Annotated in this window: 14 protein-coding genes; 4 read left to right on the forward strand and 10 right to left on the reverse strand. The window is 71.6% G+C overall.

Annotation, left to right across the window (positions count from 1 at the left end; all coding sequences use genetic code 11):
- Positions 1–62: 62 nt before the first annotated feature.
- The 5 genes from ACSHXN_RS15840 to ACSHXN_RS15860 form a co-directional block, all read right to left on the reverse strand.
- Complete coding sequence (locus ACSHXN_RS15840; RefSeq protein WP_438303265.1) at positions 63–1,691, reverse strand: serine/threonine-protein kinase; 1,629 nt, start codon at positions 1,689–1,691, stop codon at positions 63–65.
- Positions 1,692–1,886: 195 nt separating this feature from the next.
- The gene (locus tag ACSHXN_RS15845; RefSeq protein ID WP_355134636.1) at positions 1,887–3,311 is read right to left on the reverse strand and encodes an RtcB family protein; all 1,425 of its coding nucleotides are present in this window, start codon (positions 3,309–3,311) and stop codon (positions 1,887–1,889) included.
- Between the two features lie 75 nt (positions 3,312–3,386).
- Positions 3,387–3,818: a DUF2267 domain-containing protein gene (locus tag ACSHXN_RS15850; protein WP_355134634.1), complete on the reverse strand. Its 432-nt coding sequence runs from the start codon at positions 3,816–3,818 to the stop codon at positions 3,387–3,389.
- 280 nt (positions 3,819–4,098) lie between these two features.
- On the reverse strand, positions 4,099–4,515 hold the full coding sequence (locus tag ACSHXN_RS15855) for an archease (RefSeq protein ID WP_355134633.1): 417 nt from the start codon (positions 4,513–4,515) through the stop codon (positions 4,099–4,101).
- 43 nt (positions 4,516–4,558) lie between these two features.
- Positions 4,559–4,855, reverse strand: coding sequence for a hypothetical protein (locus ACSHXN_RS15860; protein WP_355134632.1), 297 nt, complete (start codon positions 4,853–4,855; stop codon positions 4,559–4,561).
- A 269-nt stretch (positions 4,856–5,124) separates the two neighbouring features.
- Here ACSHXN_RS15860 and ACSHXN_RS15865 point away from each other — a divergent pair, with 269 nt between their 5' ends.
- The 4 genes from ACSHXN_RS15865 (at position 5,125) to ACSHXN_RS15880 (ending at position 11,585) form a co-directional block, all read left to right on the forward strand.
- Positions 5,125–5,271 carry a hypothetical protein gene (locus ACSHXN_RS15865; protein ID WP_355134631.1) on the forward strand — a complete coding sequence of 49 codons (147 nt, stop codon included), beginning with the start codon at positions 5,125–5,127 and terminating at the stop codon, positions 5,269–5,271.
- Between the two features lie 8 nt (positions 5,272–5,279).
- Positions 5,280–7,913, forward strand: a complete 2,634-nt coding sequence (locus ACSHXN_RS15870; RefSeq protein WP_438303266.1) for an amino acid permease — start codon at positions 5,280–5,282, stop codon at positions 7,911–7,913.
- 134 nt (positions 7,914–8,047) lie between these two features.
- Positions 8,048–8,872, forward strand: a complete 825-nt coding sequence (locus ACSHXN_RS15875) for an enoyl-CoA hydratase/isomerase family protein (RefSeq protein ID WP_355134630.1) — start codon at positions 8,048–8,050, stop codon at positions 8,870–8,872.
- A gap of 532 nt (positions 8,873–9,404) precedes the next feature.
- Complete coding sequence (locus tag ACSHXN_RS15880; protein ID WP_361157812.1) at positions 9,405–11,585, forward strand: ATP-binding SpoIIE family protein phosphatase; 2,181 nt, start codon at positions 9,405–9,407, stop codon at positions 11,583–11,585.
- A 67-nt stretch (positions 11,586–11,652) separates the two neighbouring features.
- Here the strand turns inward: ACSHXN_RS15880 and fumC are convergent, their stop codons facing one another.
- The 5 genes from fumC to ychF all read right to left on the reverse strand — a co-directional run bounded on the left by fumC (position 11,653) and on the right by ychF (position 18,108).
- A complete protein-coding gene (fumC, locus tag ACSHXN_RS15885) occupies positions 11,653–13,137 on the reverse strand; it encodes a class II fumarate hydratase (RefSeq protein WP_355134627.1) in 1,485 nt (494 codons plus the stop codon).
- On the reverse strand, positions 13,134–14,804 hold the full coding sequence (locus tag ACSHXN_RS15890; RefSeq protein WP_355134625.1) for an NAD-dependent malic enzyme: 1,671 nt from the start codon (positions 14,802–14,804) through the stop codon (positions 13,134–13,136). Before ACSHXN_RS15890 ends, fumC begins: the two co-directional genes overlap by 4 nt.
- A gap of 960 nt (positions 14,805–15,764) precedes the next feature.
- Positions 15,765–16,232: a hypothetical protein gene (locus ACSHXN_RS15895; protein WP_438306469.1), complete on the reverse strand. Its 468-nt coding sequence runs from the start codon at positions 16,230–16,232 to the stop codon at positions 15,765–15,767.
- A complete protein-coding gene (locus ACSHXN_RS15900) occupies positions 16,232–16,819 on the reverse strand; it encodes an ArsR family transcriptional regulator (RefSeq protein WP_355134621.1) in 588 nt (195 codons plus the stop codon). Before ACSHXN_RS15900 ends, ACSHXN_RS15895 begins: the two co-directional genes overlap by 1 nt.
- A gap of 200 nt (positions 16,820–17,019) precedes the next feature.
- Complete coding sequence (ychF, locus tag ACSHXN_RS15905; protein ID WP_355134618.1) at positions 17,020–18,108, reverse strand: redox-regulated ATPase YchF; 1,089 nt, start codon at positions 18,106–18,108, stop codon at positions 17,020–17,022.
- Between the last annotated feature and the right edge of the window lie 188 nt (positions 18,109–18,296).

Raw genomic sequence — 18,296 nt, forward strand, 5'->3', positions numbered from 1 at the left:
GCGACCGACAGTGGCGGTCGCCCCGAAGGCGGCCCGGCCGTCCTCCCGAGGCGAGCCGGCCGCTAGGGCGCCCGCCAGACCGTCACGTCCGCGGTCACGAAGCTGCTCCCGCTGTCCGGCATCGCGGTCGACTTCTGCTGGATCACGACCAGCGCGACGTCTCCCGAGCGGTTCTCGACGCAGATCTGGCTGCCGACCGCCACCGCGTACATGGAGAGGCTGTGCCGTTTGATGCCCTTGACCATGGTGCGGCACTCGTCGAGGGAACCGGGCGTCCTGCCGTACAGGACGTTCATCCTGCCGGTGTCGCTCTCCAGCGAGCAGTCGGTCCGGGTGCAGTCCAGGCGGAGGTCGCCCTTGCGGTCCTTGCGGCTGATCGGGTCCTCCCCGAGGCTCAGCGAGCCCTTCTCGTCCAGAAACTGGATCGGATACGGATCGGGCCGCGGCGAGGTGGGCGTGCTCGGCGAGGGATCCGAGGCCGCCCCCTCCCGGTCGTCGCCCCCTGCGGCCGCCACGGAGCCCGGGGAGGACGCCGAGGACCGTGCGGATCCCGACGACCCCGCGGATGTGGTCGGACCGGACGTCGAGGACGTGGCGGCGACGCCGTGGCGAAGCCCGGCCGTGCCGTCCATGACCGCCCAGGCCAGAGCCGTCAGCAGCAGCACGGCCGCCGTCATGACCGCGCCCGTGATCACCGCGGTGCGGCGCGGGCGCACCCGCTGCGCGTCCGGCGCCGCCTGCTGCCCTCGCGCGGGCAACGGCGGCGTGTAGAGCGAGGTGGGGACGGGCAGGGGCGGCGGAACCGTCACCTCCGGCCCGGTGACCTCCCGCCAGACCGCAGGCCCCGCCCCCGCGTCGGCGTCCGGGCCCAGCTGCTGCCGGCATCGGTCGACGACCTCCGCCGGGGTGGCGCGCTCCGTCGGATCGGCGGCGAGGCACCGTGCGATCAGCGGACGGAGTTCGGCGGGCAGAGGGGACAGGTCGGGTTTCGAGTGCACGATCCGGTACAGCACGCCGGCGGAGGGGCCGTCCCCGTACAGGGGTTCGCCCAGTGCCGCGAACGCCGCCGTCTGGCCGAGCGCGAAGATGTCGGTCGCCGCCGTGACCTCACCCGCGGACGCCTGCTCGGGGGCCATGAACTGGGGGGTGCCGATGGCGTAGCCCGAGGCCGTGTGGGAGGTGGCGTCGGAGGCCTGCGAGATGCCGAAGTCGATCACCCGCGGGCCGTCGGCGGCCAGCAGCACGTTCGACGGCTTCAGGTCCCGGTGCACGATTCCCCCACCGTGGATGGCCTGCAGCGCCTCGGCCACCCCGGCCATCAGCCACAGCACCGCCGGCACCGGCAGCGGTCCGCGCCGGGCGACGGCCTCCGCCAGCGAGGGCCCGGGCACGTAGAGCGTGGCCAGCCAGGGTGGTACGCCGTCCGCGTCCGCGTCGATCAGCTCGGCGGTGTAGGCGCCCCGGACCCGCTGGGCCGCCTTGATCTCCCGGCGGAACCGCCGCAGGAAGTCCGGGTCGTCGGCCAGTTCGGGCCGCACCACCTTGATCGCCACCGGTCGGCCGCCCGGCGTGTGCGACAGATAGACCCGGCCCATTCCACCCGCGCCCAGCCGGGCGGCGAGGCGGTAACCGGCCACCAGGGGTGGATCGTCCGCCTGCAGCGGCTGGAACACCTCGGTCGCGTTGTTCATCGGCCCCCCGTCCCTTGGTCCCCCGAGTCGACCAACACCCCGTAGCGTAAAACGCGCCCCGGCAAACCCCGTTGGCAGCCCCGGCGCACCGTGCACAGCCCGGCGGCTGCCCGGAGCCGGGACGCCCGCACCCGTACCGGAGAGCCGGCCCGACCCGCACGATCCGCTGCCGGCGAACCGTTCCCGCCCGCGCCCCTAGCCCTTGACGACGCCGAGCGGGACCAGGCGGGCCACCGGCCGGGCGAGCCCCGCACCCTCGGCGGCGCGCACGACCAGGTCGACGTCCTTGTAGGCGTCGGGCGCCTCTTCGGCCAGGCCGCGCCAGGAGGACGGCCTGACGGAGATTCCCCGGGCCGCCAGCTCGTCGCGCAGTTGCTCGCCGCGGACCCGGTGCAGTGCCTGGTGGCGGCTCCAGACGCGCCCCGCGCCGTGGGCGGCGGACGCGAACGCTTCGTTTCCGGCGACACCGGCCATCACGTACGACGCCGTTCCCATCGTGCCGGGAACCAGCACGGGATGCCCGAACGCGGCGAGATCCGCGGGCAGGTCGGGGTGACCGGGCGGGAGCGCCAGGGTGGCGCCCTTGCGGTGGACGCACAGCCGGCGTGCCGCCCCGTCCACCTCATGGGTCTCGATCTTGGCGATGTTGTGGGAGACGTCGTAAACCAGATCGAGCCCCACCTGCGCGGCGGTGGCGAAGGCGCGCCGCGCCGCCTCGGTCAGCAACTGCCGGTTGGCCCGCCCGTAGTTGGCGGCGGCCGCCATCGCACCGAGGTAGGCGCGGCCCGGCGTGGAGACGGCGGGGGCACAGGCCAGCTGCCGGTCGGGGACACGGATGCCGAAGGCGCGCAGGGACTGGTCCATGACCCGGACATGGTCGCTGCACACCTGGTGGCCCAGACCGCGCGAGCCGCAGTGGATCATGACGCACACCTGGCCGGTGTGCAGGCCGAAGGCGCGCGCGGCCTCGGCGTCGTAGACGCGGTCCACCGCCTGCACCTCCAGGAAGTGGTTGCCCGAGCCCAGGCTGCCCACCTGCTGCAGCCCCCGGTCCACGGCACGCTGTCCGACCTGCGAGGGGTCCGCGTCCGCCAGCGCTCCGCCGTCCTCGCACCGCTCCAGGTCGCGCGCGACCCCGTGCCCCTGTTCGACCGCGTACCCGGCACCCGCCACCAGAAGCTTCTCCATCTGCGCCCGTCCGGACAGCTTCCACAACCCCCCGCGTCCCGCTCCGCGCGGGATCGTGTCGCCGAGCAGGTCCATCAGCCTGCGCATGCTCGGCGCCAGCGGCTCGCGGTCGATGCCGGCGCAGAGCAGGCGGACACCGCAGGAGATGTCGAACCCCACCCCGCCGGGCGAGACCACTCCCCCGGCGTCGATGTCCGTGGCGGCGACGCCGCCGATCGGGAAGCCGTACCCCCAGTGCATGTCGGGCATGGCGAACGACGCGCGCACCACACCGGGCAGCGTCGCCACGTTCGCCACCTGCTCCAGCGTTCTGTCCCCGGCCGACCGGGGCAGCAGGTCCGGCGTCGCGAAAACCACCCCGGGCACCCGCATGGCGCCGCACCGGTCCATGCGGAACCGGTACGGGCCCTCCGGCACCAGCGACATGTCCATCGCCGTCACCGTCCGTCGGGCGGCGGCCGTACCGGTGCCGGATCGGCCGCCCGCCGCCGTACGGTCAGCGGGCCGTCAGGCGGCCGGCTGGAGGAGGACGTCCCGGATGTCGTGCGGGACCTGTTCCAGCGCCGACTCCAGCGTCCCGGGCGAGACGTGCTCGCGTACGACCAGGGTGACCGCGGCCGCGATGCGGGGGACCTCCTCGGTGGAGATCCTGGCCTCGTGCGAGAAGCGGTTCAGATAGCCCGCGCGGTCGTACTTGATCGGCACGATGCTGGGGTCCCAGCCGTCGTAGTAGGCGCCTCGCAGCAACTCGGGGAGCTGCGCGGCGAAGTGCGCGGCCACATCCACGGTGAGCCGGTCCCGGAGTGTGTGCATCCAGGTGCGCAGCACCCGGTGGGCGAGGTGGCGGTCCTCGGTCCCCAGCCCCTCGCACACCGATTTCAGCCAGATGTTCGCCGTGTGGATGGTGCGCTCGAAGTCGGGCGGGTGTGTGACGGACATGAATCTTCCCTTCCGGTCTGTCGGCGGCGTCTCCGCGCCGGAAAGGAACCCGGCGCGGTGGCCGGGGCGGTGCGGTGTCCCACACCGCGACGACCAGGTGATGGAGAAGTCGACAGGTGTGCCTGCGTCTGCCGGGGACGGCCCGTGACCGTTGTCCCGGGGGGCGGTGGCGCGGCTGCTTGTCTTCGTCCCTGTCCTCTCACTCCATCGTAGGGCGGCGGAATCCGGTCGGCAGCCGCGCCGCAGGACGGCCGGCCGCCGGACGTACGGCGGCCGGCGCTCACACGTCGATCGTCACCGCGCAGGTCCAGCCCCGCGGCCCGTGGGCGACGGCCAGACCGTGCAGGGTGACCGCCTTGGGGGCGGCGCCCGTCACCGGGAGCGCGGCGGCGTCGGCCATGCGCAGACGGGCGCGCAGACCACCGGCGACGGGGGCCAGTTCCACCTCGACCGGGACCTCGTCCTCGGTGTCGAGCCAGTACACGACCTCCTCCAGCAGGGCCACGAGCACGTCCTCGTCGCGGTCGGCGCGCAACAGCACCTCCCGGGTGCGCCCGGCGACCGCTCCCGTCAGGTCCAGGAAGGACTCGCACACCCCCCGGACGGCCTGTGCCAGGCATTCCGCACGGGTCGGGCCCCACGCCTCGACGCGCAGATCCGCGGTGTGCGGAACGCCGCGGTGCCCACCGGGCCGCATCACGGGCCTCCGGCACCGGGCCCGAAGGTGCCGCCGACGGCGATCAGACCGGCCCACCCTCCGCCTGGTGCTGCGGGACGCAGGCACCGCCGCCGGCCCGCACGGCTTCCACCACTTCCTGATGCAGGTGCCGGCTCTCCTCCTCGGAGGGACAGGGCACCGGGCTTCCGGCGAGGGTGAACCACTGCGAACCGCCGCTGTACTGGACCGCCACATCGGCCTGCCGGCCGTCCCAGGTGGTGTGCACGGTCAGGTCGCCGGTCATGATCCCGTCCTCGTCGGTGCGGGCGCCCCCGCGCCCTGCGAACACCCCCGTCGTCGTCCACGATGCCCAGAGCATGACCATCAGCCCTTCCTCATGACCGCGGGCGCACTCTTCCGCTGCTGCACCCGCTACTCGGTATGGTCCGCCCGCCGCACCCGGAAGGACAGCGGGGACCGCGGTGGGGGGGCGGTGCCGCCCCTCCGGGCGGGCAGGCGCACGACGGCAGGCGGCCCGAAGTACCACGCAAAAAGCGCACTTGTTGTTAATCCGGGATGTACGGGGCAGGGTAGTGGCAGTGCTCCGCACCCGACTCGTCCCGCATTCCGGATCACGCAGGAGGGACCATGCCCGACGCACGCACGCGTGACCGGACCCGCCGGGACCAGGCCGTCGCGGCCATGTGCGGCGACCGGCCGGCGACGGACGCCGCACCGGACGTCCGCCTCCCCGGCCGCCCCGTGATGTTGCGGACGGGCGAGGCCGCGCGTTGAAATCAGGCGTGAGGCTCTTCGGCGGCGCCGCGTCCGCCGGCCGCCCCGCCCCCGGGTCCGGGGCCGGCCGGAAGGGGCTCAAGAACGGCGCCCTCGGGATGTTCTCCTCGGTGGTCATCGGGCTTGCCTCCACGGCCCCCGCCTACAGCCTCGCCGCCACGCTGGGCATCGTCGTGACGGCGGTCGGACTGCAGGCCCCGATCGTCACCATGCTGGCGTTCGTCCCGATGCTGCTGATCGCGTACGCCTACCGCGAGCTCAACGCGAGCAACGCCGACTGCGGGACGACCTTCACCTGGGCGACCCGCGCCTTCGGCCCGCGCACCGGCTGGATGGGCGGCTGGGGCATCATCGTCGCCGACATCCTCGTCATGGCGAACCTCGCCGAGATCGCCGGCATCTACGGCTTCCGGCTGGTGGGCTACGACGCACTGGCGGCGGACCGGCTGTGGACCACCGTGGCCGGCATCGTGTGGATCGCCGTGATGACCGCGGTCTGCTACGTCGGCATCGAGTTGTCCGCCGCGCTCCAGCGCTGCCTGCTGTGCGTGGAGGTGGGGGTGCTGCTCCTCTTCGCCGTCACCGCCCTGGTCAGGGTGTACACGGCCGGACCCGCGGAGTCGCTGCGTGTCTCCGCCTCCTGGTTCAACCCCTTCGAGGTGCCTTCGACGACGGCGCTGACCTCGGGCGTCCTCGCGGCGGTCTTCCTCTACTGGGGCTGGGACACCGCCGTGACGGTCAACGAGGAGACCGTCGACAGCCGGCGCATCCCCGGGCGGGCCGCGCTCGTCTCCATCGTGCTGCTGCTCTTCACCTACGGGCTGGTCTCCACCTCGGCGCAGTCGTTCGCGGGCGTCGGCACCTCGGGCACCGGGCTGGGCAACGCCGGCAACTCCGGCGACGTGCTCTCCGGTCTGGGCAACGCCGTGTTCGGGAGCAGCGACCTCGGGGTGTTCCTGTCCAGACTGCTGATCCTGATGGTGCTGACCTCGGCGCTGGCCTCCACCCAGACCACCATCCTGCCGCTGGCCCGGACCGTCTTCTCCATGGCGGTCCACAAGGCCGTACCCGCCCGGTTCGCCCGGGTCCACCGCAGGTTCCTCACCCCGACCTGGTCGACCGTCGGCATGGGGGCGGTCTCGATCGGCGTCCTGATCCTGCTGACCTCGTTCAGCCGGGACGTCCTGGCCGACTCGCTCAACTCGGTCGGTCTCGCCATCACGTTCTACTACGGGCTGACCGGCTTCGCCTGCCTCTGGTACCACCGCAAGGTGCTCACGCGCAGCGCCGGGGACATGGTGTTCAAAGGCATTCTGCCGGGGCTGGGCGGGCTGACGATGCTCTCCCTGTTCCTCTACGCGGCCTTCGACGTCTACGCGAACCCCCGGCACGGTGTGACCACCGTCGATCTGCCCCTGGTCGGACCGACGGGCGGCGCCACGGTCATCGGCCTGGGGGCCCTGCTGCTCGGCTTCGTCCTGATGCTGGTGATCACCCGAGGGCACTCGGCCGCCCTCAAACTCCAGCGGAGTCTGCTTCCGCACAACCTGCCGCCGCACACCGCCGTCGACACGGCGAGCCGCTATCTTCCCGCCGACAGCGGGACCGGTGTGGGCGGCGACTGGTTCGACGTGATCCCGCTGTCCGGCGCCCGGGTCGGACTGGTCGTCGGCGACGTGCTCGGCCACGGCCTGCGCGCCGCCGCCACCATGGGGCGCCTGCGCACGGGCGTGCGGGTCCTGGCCCGGCTGGACCTGGCCCCGGACGAGGTGCTCTCGCGCCTGGACGACCTGGTCGAGCAGACCGCGGACGAGAACGGATCCGGCCACCCCTCGGGCCCCGGTCGATCGCACGGTGACGAGGCCAGGGGGGTGACCTGCCTGTACGCGGTCTACGACCCCGTCTCCGGACGCTGCAGCCTCGCCCGGGCCGGGGAGTCGCCGCTGGTCGTCGTCGATCCGGACACGGACGCCGTCGACTGTCCGGAACTGCCGCCCGGCCCGCCGCTGGGAGTCGGCGGCCCGCCCTACGAGAGCACCGAACTCGAACTCCGGCCGGGCAGTCTCCTGGCCGCCTTCACACACGGCCTCCTCCAGGCCGTCGACAGCTACGACGCCGGACTGCACCGACTGGCCGACGCCCTCGCCGACCACCGGCAGCCCCTGGAAAAGCTGTGCGACCGTGCCGTGGCCGGCCTGCTGCCGGGGCCCGTGGACGAGGACGCGACACTGCTCCTGGCCCGCACCCGTCTGCTCGACCGCAACCAGGTCGCCCGCTGGGAACTGCCCGCGGACCCCGCGACGGTGGCCACGCTCCGCACCACGATCAGCAAGCAACTGGCCGACTGGGACCTGGACGACCTGGTGTTCACCACCGAACTGATCGTCAGCGAACTGGTCACCAACGCCATCCGCTATGTCGGCGGCACGATCCAGGTACGTCTGATCCGCGACCGGACGCTGATCTGCGAGGTCTCCGACACCGGGCACACGGCGCCCAACCTGCGCCACGCGGCGAGCGACGACGAAGGGGGCCGGGGCCTGTTCATCATCGCCCAGATGACCCAGCACTGGGGCACGCGCTACACCCCCGACGGAAAGATCATCTGGGCGGAGCAGGTCCTGCCGGGGTTCTCCGTCTAGGACGTGCGCCCACGAGGGCCCCGCGCGCGATGTCCGCGGCCGCGTGCGTGCGGGACCGGTTGGACAACGGCCGACTCGAACGACCCCAGCACCTGGATTGCATTTTTAAATCCAAGCCTCTAGGGTCCGAAGCCATGAGCAACGAAACCCAGTTCCGGACAGACGTGGTGTCGCCGTCCTACTGGAAGGTGACTTTCACGAACGGGCCGGTCAATCTCATCGATGCGGACACGATCGAGCAGCTCGCCGAACTGCTGACCCGCATCGAGCAGGATCCCGATCTGACCGTCGTCGTCTTCCGGAGCGAGAATCCCGACTTCTTCATGGCGCACTGGGACTTCCTGGCCGACACGGCCCGCGTGGCCGCCATGGAACCGGGCCCCGGCGGCCTCCACCCGTACGCGGACAACCTCCTCCGCCTCGGCAGGGTGCCGGCCGTCACGATCTCGGCGATCGACGGCCGCGTGCGGGGGGCGGGCAGCGAGTTCGTCCTGTCCACCGACATCCGCTTCGCCGGACCGAACGCCGTCCTCGGGCAGTTCGAGGTGGGCGTGGGCGCCGTGCCCGGGGGCAATCCGATGGGGCGCCTCGCCAGGCTGGTCGGGCGGGGCCGCGCGATGGAGATCCTGCTGGGGGGCGACGACTTCCCCGCGCAGCTCGCCGCCGACTACGGCTATGTGAACCGCGTCCTGCCCGAGGGCGAACTGGACGACTTCGTCGACACTTTCGCACGCCGTATCGCCGGCTTCGACAAGGTCGCGGTGACCGGTACGAAGCACCTCACCGACTCGGCCGCGCCGATACCGGCCGAGGAGTTCGGAACGGCCCTGACCACCTATTTCGCCACGGCGGGACGCCCCGAGAACGCGCATCGCGCGCAGCGCCTGTTCGAACGCGGCCTCCAGCAACCGAACGGCGCGGAGCTCGACCTCGGCAGGCAGATCGCCGACCTCGGCTGAGTCCCCAGGCGGATCCCGGCGGCGCCCCGCCCCCGGCGGAGGCGGAGGACCCGGCACCCGCCCCGCGGAACCGGCCGCGGGGCCGGCGCGCGTCCGGTACGGGCGGCCGCCGGGGAACGGCGGTCGATCAGCACGACTTCGCCGGTGACGACGGCACCGCCCAGCACCTCGTGGGTGCGGGGACCCTCGGACGGCCACCCGAACAAGACGACGACGGGCCACCGGCGGCACCGGACACGCTCAACGGCGGCCGGGCCACGGCGTGGTCCGAGACGACGAACCCCACGGCGGAGGGCGGAAGACCGGGATGCGCACCGCCCTCGGCCCCGTGGCCCGCACCCGTCCGCACCGTCAGCCGCAGCATCGACCGCGCGCGTTCGACGACCGGAACCTTCCCCACGAGCCCGAGGACCCCATGCCGTGCGCCCCGAGCCCCCTGCTCCGCACGGCGGGGCGCTCGGGGCGCACGGCATGCAAAGCAGAAGTAAAATGAGCCCACTATCCCGCCGACGGCAGTGGGGCGGCGAAAGAGATGGAACGGTACAGGCCCATCCCGCCGAGTTCGACACATGTGCCCCTCGCCGCGCAGGACCGGGAGCAGCTCCTGGTCACCGTGGCCGAGAGTCTCGTCGTCGACATGGGCGCGGCGGCGGCGGCCGTCTTCCTGAAGGTGCCGGGCGCCCCCGATCTGCGTGCCGCCGTCGTGGCGGTGACCACCACGGGAGTGGGATCGCTCGAGCACATCCCCCTGGGCGACATGAGCCTTCCGTCGTCACGGGCATGGCGGTCGGGCCGTGTGGAGACCGCACGGCATGTGGACATCGTGCCGGGCCATCCCAACCTGACGGTCCTGGCCCCCTTCCCGCTGGAGGCCGCGGCGGCGCCGCTCTTCTCGCCGACCCGCCGCTTCGGCACGCTCACGGCCTTCTGGCTGAGTGTGTGCGACGAGTCCGGTGAACGGGAGCGGGGACGACTGGCCGCCGCGGCCTCGGCGCTGGCCCGCGACCTGGACCGGCTGGCCGATCAGGGGGCGTCGATGGCTCCGCCCCGGATACCGCACGTCTTCGCGGTGGACGGCCGGGGCGCGGGAACCGAGAGCCTCACCCCCTCGACCACCCCGCTGATCTACCACCTGCACAAGCTCGCCACGTACCTGGCGACGACGGTGCACACCCGGGACGTCGTGGACCTCTCCATGGAACGCGTCATGGACGGATTCCAGGCCGGGGCCGCCGTCTTCGGCCTGATCGACGGGGACCGGCTCCGCGTGGCGAGCGCCTCGGGTTGCGCCAGGGAATTCGTACGCGCCGTGGACGGCTCGCTGCTCACCCGGCCGACGCCCGAGACGGAGGCGATCGACCGGCGGCACCTGCTCCTGTACGGCCCCGGGGACGCGGGACCGGCGGGCCGACTTCCCGAACCGCTGTGCGACCAGCAGTACTTCTGGGTGGTCCTGCCGCTGCTGGCCGAAGAGGGAGCGGTGGGCACCCTGTCGATGGCGTTCGATGTGCAGCGCGCTGACATCGCCTCCGAGCAGGGCACCCTCACGGCACTGGCCACCGCGGTCGGTCAGGCGGTGGAACGGACCCGGATGCACGAAGTCCAGCATGCGCTGGCCGACGACCTGCAGCACGCCCTGCTGCCACCCGTACTGCCCCAGCCGGCCGGCGTGGTGAGCACCAGCAGATACACGTCGGCGACCAGCGGGATCGAGCTCGGCGGGGACTGGTACGACCTCATCAGGCTGCCCGAGGGCCGGCTGGTGATGGTGATCGGGGACGTCCAGGGCCACAACACGGCCGCCGCCGTCGTGATGGGCGAACTGCGCAGCGGGGTACGTGCCTACGCGACCGAGGGGCACGACCCCGGTGTCGTGCTCGCCCGGGCGAACCAGTTGCTGATCGGCCTGGACACCGACCTCTTCGCCACCTGCTGCTGCGCCTGGCTCGATCCGGACACCGGCAGGGCCCAGATGGCCACCGCCGGGCATCCACCGCCGCTGCTGCGCACGGCCGACGGCCGTATGCCACCGTTGCGTCTCGACGCCGGAATGCCCCTCGGCATCGACCCCGGGACGACGTTCCAGGTGACGGATCTGCAACTCGAGCCGGGCACGCTGCTCGCCTTCTACACGGACGGGCTGGCGGGGCTCGGAGGCGACGTCGACCCGAGGACGGTGGGCGCGGCCTTCCACGACCCCGGGAACCTGGAGACCGTGGGTGACCTGCTCATCGGAGGCTTCGGCGAGTCACCCCAGCGGTGTCCGGACGACGCCGCCCTGCTCCTGGTGGCGTACGAAGGCCCCTCGGCCGAAGCCCAGCGCAACGTGCGTCAGTTGAGGATCCAGAGACGCGATCTTCAAGGAGCGCGGCGCACCCGCAGACTTCTGCGCGAGTGGCTGGCGGGGTGGGATCTGTCCTCCATGGCCGACGACGAGGAACTGCTTCTGTCGGAGATCGTCACCAACGGCCTGGTCCACGGTGACAGCGACGTGTACGTCTACGTCCGGAAGTATCCCGAGCGTCTGCGCGTGGAGGTCCGTGACAGCGATCCGCACCCCGCGAGGGCCGTGACCGTTCCGCGTGAGGAGGACCAGGCCGAGGGCGGACGCGGGCTGGTCATCGTGTCCGCGCTGGCCTCGGCCTGGGGCAACTCGCCGAGCGGGCGCGGGAAGACCGTGTGGTTCGAACTGCCGACGCCGAGCCCCCACTGACCGGGCGCCGGGGCACCGTCCCCGATCGGGGCCCGCGCCGCGCCGCCCGGAGCGCCCGGGAGCCGTGTCAGGTCTGACCGACCATGGCGGCCGGTCTGACGATGCGGTCGAAGTCCTCGGCGGTGATGTAGCCGGAGGCCAGTGCGGCCTCGCGCAGGGTGGTGTCCTCGTCGTCGGCCTTGTGGGCGATCGCGGACGCCCTGTCGTAGCCGATCACGGGCGAGAGCGCGGTGACCAGCATCAGGGACCGGTCGACGTACTCCTCGATCCGGTCGCGGTGGAGTCGGGTGCCCTCGATGCAGAACTCGCGCAGCTTGGTGCAGGCGTCCCCGAGGATCGTCGCCGAGTGCAGGAAGTTGTTGATGATGACCGGGCGCATGGCGTTGAGCTCGAAGTTGCCCTGGGTACCGGCGAAGGCGATGGCCTCGTCCTCGGACAGCACCTGGATGCAGACCATGACCATCGCTTCGCACTGGGTCGGGTTGACCTTGCCCGGCATGATCGACGAGCCCGGCTCGTTCGCCGGGAGGATGAGTTCGTCGAGGCCGCAACGGGGTCCGGACGCCAGCCAGCGGATGTCATTGGCGATCTTCATCAACGGCACGGCCAGGGCGCGCAGTCCGGCGGAGGCACCGACCATGGCGTCCAGGCCCCCCTGGGCGGCGAACTTGTTCCGCGCGGTGGTGAACGGACGGCCGGTCGCGGTGGCGATCTCGGCGGCGACCTGTTCGCCGAAGCCGGGCGGGGCGTTGAGGCCGGTGCCCACCGCGGTGCCGCCCATGGCGAGTTCGTACAGGCCCTCGGCGGATCTGGTGACCCGGTCGACGGCCTGCCCCAGTTGGTGGGCGTATCCGGACCACTCCTGTCCGACGGTGAGCGGGACGGCGTCCTCCAGGTGGGTACGGCCGATCTTCACCACGTCGTGCCACTGCTGCGCCTTCGTCTCGATGGCCCGCCGCAGTGCCTGCACGCTGGGCAGCAGATGCTCGTGGATCTCCTTGACCGCGGCGATGTGCATCGCCGTGGGGAAGGTGTCGTTGGAGGACTGCCCCATGTTGACGTGGTCGTTGGGGTGGATCGGCGACTTGCTGCCCAGTTCCCCGCCGACCAGCTGGATGGCGCGGTTGCTGATCACCTCGTTGGTGTTCATGTTGGACTGCGTCCCGGACCCCGTCTGCCACACGTACAGCGGGAAGTTGTCGTCCAGCCTGCCCTCGATGACCTCGTCGGCCACCCGCCGGATCAGGTCGGCCTTCCAGGCCGGGAGCCGCCCGGCACGCCCGTTGACGGAGGCGGCGGCCTTCTTGACGTGGCCGTAGGCGTGGTAGACGGCCTTGGGCATACGGTCGTCCCCGATCGAGAAGTGGATCAGCGACCGTTGGGTCTGGGCGCCCCAGTAGCGGTCCGCGGGGACGTCGACGGCGCCCATCGAGTCGGTCTCCCGCCGTGTGCCGACCGCGTGCAGTCCCACAGGGATGTCGAGGATCCTCGGGGCCCGGTCGTCGTCGGGCGGACCGGCCCGGTCCGCGGCGGAGTGCTGTCTGGCCATCATGTCGCTCCATCGGTGTAGACCGGCTGCCACATGGCCTCCCGGACGGCCTCCCCGATGTCCGTCGGTTTGCAGGTGGCCACGCCGTCCTCGAGCGCCGCCTCGACCACCGCGGTCGCCGTGATCGCCGAGGACTCCCGGAGGTTCTCCACGGACGGCAGCAGCGAGGCGCCCTCCCCCGACACGTCGACCTGGTCCGCGACCGCCCGCGCGGCCGCGAGCAGCATGCCGGCGGTCACCTGGGACGCCCCGGAGACGATCGTGCCCAGCCCCAGTCCCGGGTACAGCAGCGCGTTGTTGGCCTGCCCGATCCGGTAGGTCACTCCGCCGTAGTCCACGGGCGGGACGGGGATACCGGTCGCGACGAGCGCCTTCCCCTCGGACCAGGCGATGACATCGGCGGGCATGGCCTCGATCCGTGAGGTGGGGTTGGAGATCGGGAAGATGATCGGCCGGTCGGTCCCCTCGGCCATGGCCCGGACGACCTCGCGCGTGAAGGCGCCGTGCACGGTGGACGTGCCCAGCAGGATCGTCGGCTCGGCCCGCCGGACCGTCTCCAGCAGCGGGATCGCACCGCCGTCCCTCGCCCAGCCGGCGACCTCGGCCGGATCGCGTGCGTAGGTCCGCTGGAAGTCCCGCAGATCGGTCATGTCCCGGGTGAGCAGCCCCTGTTTGTCGATGAGCCACACCTGGGAGACGGCCTGCTCCGGCTCCGCACCGTCGCGGATCATCGCGTCGCGCAGTTGGTCGGCGATGCCCACACCCGCCGTCCCGGCGCCGAAGACGACCAGCCTCTGGTCCCGCATCCGCACACCGGCGACCTTGACGGCGGCCAGCGCGGCGGCGAGCGTGATGGCGCCGGTTCCCTGCATGTCGTCGTTGAAGATCCGGTAGCGGCCGCCGTACTGCTCCAGGATCCGGCGCGCGTTGCTGGGCCCGAAGTCCTCGAAGTGCAGAAGGGCGTCGGGGAACGTGGACGACGCCGTCTCCAGGTACTTCTCGATGAACGCGTCGTACTCGGCGCCGCGCGTGCGGGGATGCCGGTTGCCCAGGTACAGCGGGTCCTCCAGCAGCGACGTGCGGTCCGTGCCCACGTCCAGCGACACGGCGACGACACGGCTCGGGTCGATGCCCGCGGCCGCCGTGTACACCGCGAGTTTGCCGACCGAGATCTGGATACCGCCCACACCCCAGTCGCCGATGCCGAGGATCTCCTCCGCGTCCGTGCACACGATCAGGTCCACGTCCTCCGGCCCGAGTTGGAGCGTGGCGAAGGCCTTCTCCATGTCGTCGGGCCGGTCGATGGACAGGAAGACGCCGCGCGGGCGGCGGTACTCGTGGGAGTACTTCTCGATCGCCTCGCCCACGGTGGGGTCGTAGACGATCGGCAGCAACTCGGCCAGATGCTCGGTGAGAACCTTGAAGTACAGGGTTTCGTTGCGGTCGTGCAGCTGTTCCAGATAAACGTTCTTGGCCAGGTCGGTGCCCTGCATCTCCATCTGGTCGTAGGCACGCCGAGCCTGCTGGTCCAGGGTGAGCACCCCGGCGGGCAGGCGCCCGGTGAGACCGAGGGTCTCGCGTTCCTCCGGTACGAAGGCCACTCCGCGGTTGCGCAGCGGGTCCAGCAGGACGCCGGGGGTGGCCGGGGTCCGCGCGTGCCTCTCGGTCATCGGATTCTCCCTCTGTGAATGCCGTCCCGGTCCCGGCCGGGGCGACCACACGGGCCCGCTCCCTGCCACGGCCGCCGGCGGATCGAAGGGGCGGGGTGTGCTGCTCCGTGCCCGTCACGCAATTGCGCGGCTACGGACATCGCCGTACGGGTCGGCGCCGTCCTCGTCGGGCCGGAACCGGAACCATGCACCGGCCGGCCGCGAAGCGGGCTCTCGACCGCAGGGTGTGAAGGTCGCCACGGGGCCCCGGGGCCCGGCGGAGTATGAAGGTGTGACGCCGTCATCCCGATGGGGCCGGCCGTCGCTCGTGAACAGGGCCCACCCGCCGCCCCGTCGCCGGGGGCGCCGCATCGGTGCCACAGCGTGAATTTCAGGCTACCCACTGGCCGACGGGCCGCGCGACTTCACCCGTCACCGCGTCGGACCGTGCGCACCGGACCGGTCGTGTGTGCGCCGTTGCCCGCCGCCGGGCGACGGCGGGCACCCCGCGCGTCTCACACCCGCACCGGCTCCGCCGGACGCGGAAGGAGGATCTCCCCTCGGTGGCCGCCGAACCGGCGGGAAGCCGTCCCCGGACGCCGGTGTCCTGGACCTTCCGGCCGCCGGGAGGCCCCTGGGACGCCTCGACCCTCCAGGACTGCCGGAGCTTTCGGGAGGCCCCGCAGGACGGGGTTCGGCAGGCGGCCTTCGCCGCCTCGCCGTCCGCGGTGGCCGCGGGCAGCGCGCCGTCGACGTCCGTGCCGGCCACGGCGGCGACCCGGGCGGCGAGGCCGGCCGAAGGCGATCGCACGCGGGACGTACCGGCGGTGGGCGTCGACGCCGGAGTGCGCGGTCAGGTCTCAAGCCGATCCGGGCGCAGCGGCTCCCCAGCGAGCGGACAAGGCGCCGGGCTCACCGGAACCCGGCCCCTTCCGACCGGCTTCGGCCGGGAACCGGCACCGTGGAAGGGACGACCGGTCCTCAGTAGGCCGGCATGTTCGGGATTGCCTTCTCCGCGAGCTCGATGAGCGCCTCCACCTTGGACACGTCGGCTGCAACCTCCTCCGGGGTCACCGCGGGAGCCTCGGACGATCGGTACTCCACCTCATTGCGCCGCGCACGCATGCGGTTGAAAGGGCGCAGAACAGTTCCCAGCGGCGGATCGAGTTGTGCAAGGACGGCCTCATAGACCGTGGTGTGCCCGCCACGGCTCGTGGCACGCAGGCCCTGGTTCTGCAACACGGCCGCCAAGGCCCTGCGCGCGGCGTCGTACGCCAGTGTGTACGCGCCTTCCGGGTCCGTTGCCGTCAACCGCCGCGCAGAGCCCACATGCGTACGCGAGCGGACCAACTCCGCCTCGGCGGCCTGCCGGGAAGCGGGCACTCGCTCGAGCGCACCACCGCTGAGGAGCGCGTCGATCGTCGCCCGCCCTTGATTCCAGCGCGCCATCACGCCTCCCGCTCGAGGTTCAACCGGATCAGCGGACGCTCGCGAACGCTGGTGAGGAACGGATCGTCGGTGCGGGCGGACCACGCCTCGACCGAGACCCGGTGGATGTTGACCTCGCGACGTAGCCGCCGGGACGCCTCCTCGGCGAGATCAAAAAGAGTGTCGGGATCAGGGTCGCCCACGACGAGGACGTCGACGTCGGCGGGAGGTGGACCTGACTCGCCGTTGTACCGCGCGGCCCAAGAGCCGTAGATGAAGGCCTGCCGCACCCCTGCGACATCCGCCAACGTCTCGGAGAGCAAGGGCAAAGGCCCGAACGAGACGGACATGAGGTCACTCAGCGGGCGATACAGCGCGGTGTCCGTCCGCGCCCTGACGAGGCGGCTCCGCCCCACCCGCCGGTCCGTCAGAATGCCGCCGCCGATCAACCGGTCGACCTCGCGCAGGACGGTCGTGGGCGTCACACCGAAGTCTGCCGCGAGCTCGGTGATGTTGTACTCGCGTTCCGGATGCAGGAGGAGGAGGGCGAGGAGCTCGCCCTGCAGCCGGGAGCGCAGGACGGGAAGCAGACTCGGCGAAGCTTTCATTGGGCGCAGGATATCCTGCGCCCAATGAAAGTAACAACGGGCGACCGTTCGGTCACACGGGCGGCCGGCACGCCAGGGACAGGACACCCCGGCAGCCGGCACCGTCGTCGGCACGGGACGGCGAAGGGGTCGGATTCACCAGAACCCGACCCCTTGACCTGCGCACCCGACGAGCCGTCCGCCGCAAGGCGACGCCACGGTCACACGTTGAAGCGGAACTCCACCACGTCCCCGTCCTGCATCACATAGTCCTTGCCCTCCATGCGGGCCTTGCCGGCGGCGCGGGCGTCGGCGACCGAGCCGGTGGCGACCAGGTCGTGGAAGGAGATGACCTCCGCCTTGATGAAGCCCTTCTGGAAGTCGGTGTGGATGACACCGGCCGCCTCGGGCGCGGTCGCGCCCCGCTTGATCGTCCAGGCGCGGGACTCCTTCGGACCCGCCGTCAGGTAGGTCTGCAGGCCCAGGGTGTTGAAGCCGACCCGTGCCAGGGTCGCGAGACCCGGCTCGTCCTGGCCGACCGACTGGAGGAGCTCGAGTGCCTCGTCCTCGTCGAGTTCGGCGAGGTCCGCCTCCAGCTTGGCGTTGAGGAAGATCGCCTCGGCGGGGGCGACCAGTGCGCGCTGCTCGTCCTTGAAGGCGTCGTCCATCAGCTCGTCCTCGTCGACGTTGAAGACGTAGAGGAAGGGCTTGGTGGTGAGCAGGTGCAGGTCGTGGAGCAGCTCGGCGCGCTCGCTGCCCTGGACGATGCCGTGGGCGAAGAGCGTGTCGCCCTTCTCCAGGATCTCCTTCGCCTCCTCGACGGCCTTGACCTTCGGGCCGACGTCCTTCTTGATCCGCGATTCCTTCTGCAGCCTCGGGAGGACCTTCTCGATCGTCTGGAGGTCCGCGAGGATCAGCTCGGTGTTGATCGTCTCGATGTCGTCCTTCGGCGAGACCTTGCCGTCCACGTGCACCACGTTCTCGTCCTTGAACGCACGGATGACCTGGCAGATCGCGTCCGACTCACGGATGTTCGCGAGGAACTTGTTGCCCAGGCCCTCGCCCTCGCTCGCGCCCCGCACGATGCCCGCGATGTCGACGAAGTCCACCGTCGCCGGGAGGATCCGCTCCGACTTGAAGATCGCGGCCAGCTCGCCGAGACGGGCGTCGGGGACGCCCACGACGCCGACGTTCGGCTCGATCGTGGCGAACGGGTAGTTGGCCGCGAGCACGTCGTTCTTGGTCAGGGCGTTGAACAGGGTCGACTTGCCGACATTGGGCAGACCGACGATTCCGATCGTGAGCGACACGTTGCGACTTCCCGTACGTGAGGTGGAGGACCGGACCGGGGCGGTAGAAACCCGGGTCCGTCAGAAGCGGGTGTGGGACGATCCCCCAGTCTACGGCGTACCGGGCCCCACCCCGGCGGCGTATCGAACGCTTGGCCAAGGTCTCGCCATCGGCGTGTCTGAACGGTCATTCCACACATAAACCGACC

Origin of the sequence: Streptomyces sp. HUAS TT11, assembly GCF_051553595.1 — a bacterium.
Taxonomy (GTDB): domain Bacteria; phylum Actinomycetota; class Actinomycetes; order Streptomycetales; family Streptomycetaceae; genus Streptomyces.

Bases quoted from the DNA above. Each gene is read 5' to 3' on its own strand.
- ACSHXN_RS15840 (WP_438303265.1), bottom strand. From the start codon at position 1,691: ATGAACAACGCGACCGAGGTGTTCCAGCCGCTGCAGGCGGACGATCCA.
- ACSHXN_RS15845 (WP_355134636.1), bottom strand. From the start codon at position 3,311: ATGGACATGTCGCTGGTGCCGGAGGGCCCGTACCGGTTCCGCATGGAC.
- ACSHXN_RS15850 (WP_355134634.1), bottom strand. From the start codon at position 3,818: ATGTCCGTCACACACCCGCCCGACTTCGAGCGCACCATCCACACGGCG.
- ACSHXN_RS15855 (WP_355134633.1), bottom strand. From the start codon at position 4,515: ATGCGGCCCGGTGGGCACCGCGGCGTTCCGCACACCGCGGATCTGCGC.
- ACSHXN_RS15860 (WP_355134632.1), bottom strand. From the start codon at position 4,855: ATGCTCTGGGCATCGTGGACGACGACGGGGGTGTTCGCAGGGCGCGGG.
- ACSHXN_RS15865 (WP_355134631.1), top strand. From the start codon at position 5,125: ATGCCCGACGCACGCACGCGTGACCGGACCCGCCGGGACCAGGCCGTC.
- ACSHXN_RS15875 (WP_355134630.1), top strand. From the start codon at position 8,048: ATGAGCAACGAAACCCAGTTCCGGACAGACGTGGTGTCGCCGTCCTAC.
- ACSHXN_RS15880 (WP_361157812.1), top strand. From the start codon at position 9,405: ATGGAACGGTACAGGCCCATCCCGCCGAGTTCGACACATGTGCCCCTC.
- fumC (WP_355134627.1), bottom strand. From the start codon at position 13,137: ATGATGGCCAGACAGCACTCCGCCGCGGACCGGGCCGGTCCGCCCGAC.
- ACSHXN_RS15890 (WP_355134625.1), bottom strand. From the start codon at position 14,804: ATGACCGAGAGGCACGCGCGGACCCCGGCCACCCCCGGCGTCCTGCTG.
- ACSHXN_RS15895 (WP_438306469.1), bottom strand. From the start codon at position 16,232: ATGGCGCGCTGGAATCAAGGGCGGGCGACGATCGACGCGCTCCTCAGC.
- ACSHXN_RS15900 (WP_355134621.1), bottom strand. From the start codon at position 16,819: ATGAAAGCTTCGCCGAGTCTGCTTCCCGTCCTGCGCTCCCGGCTGCAG.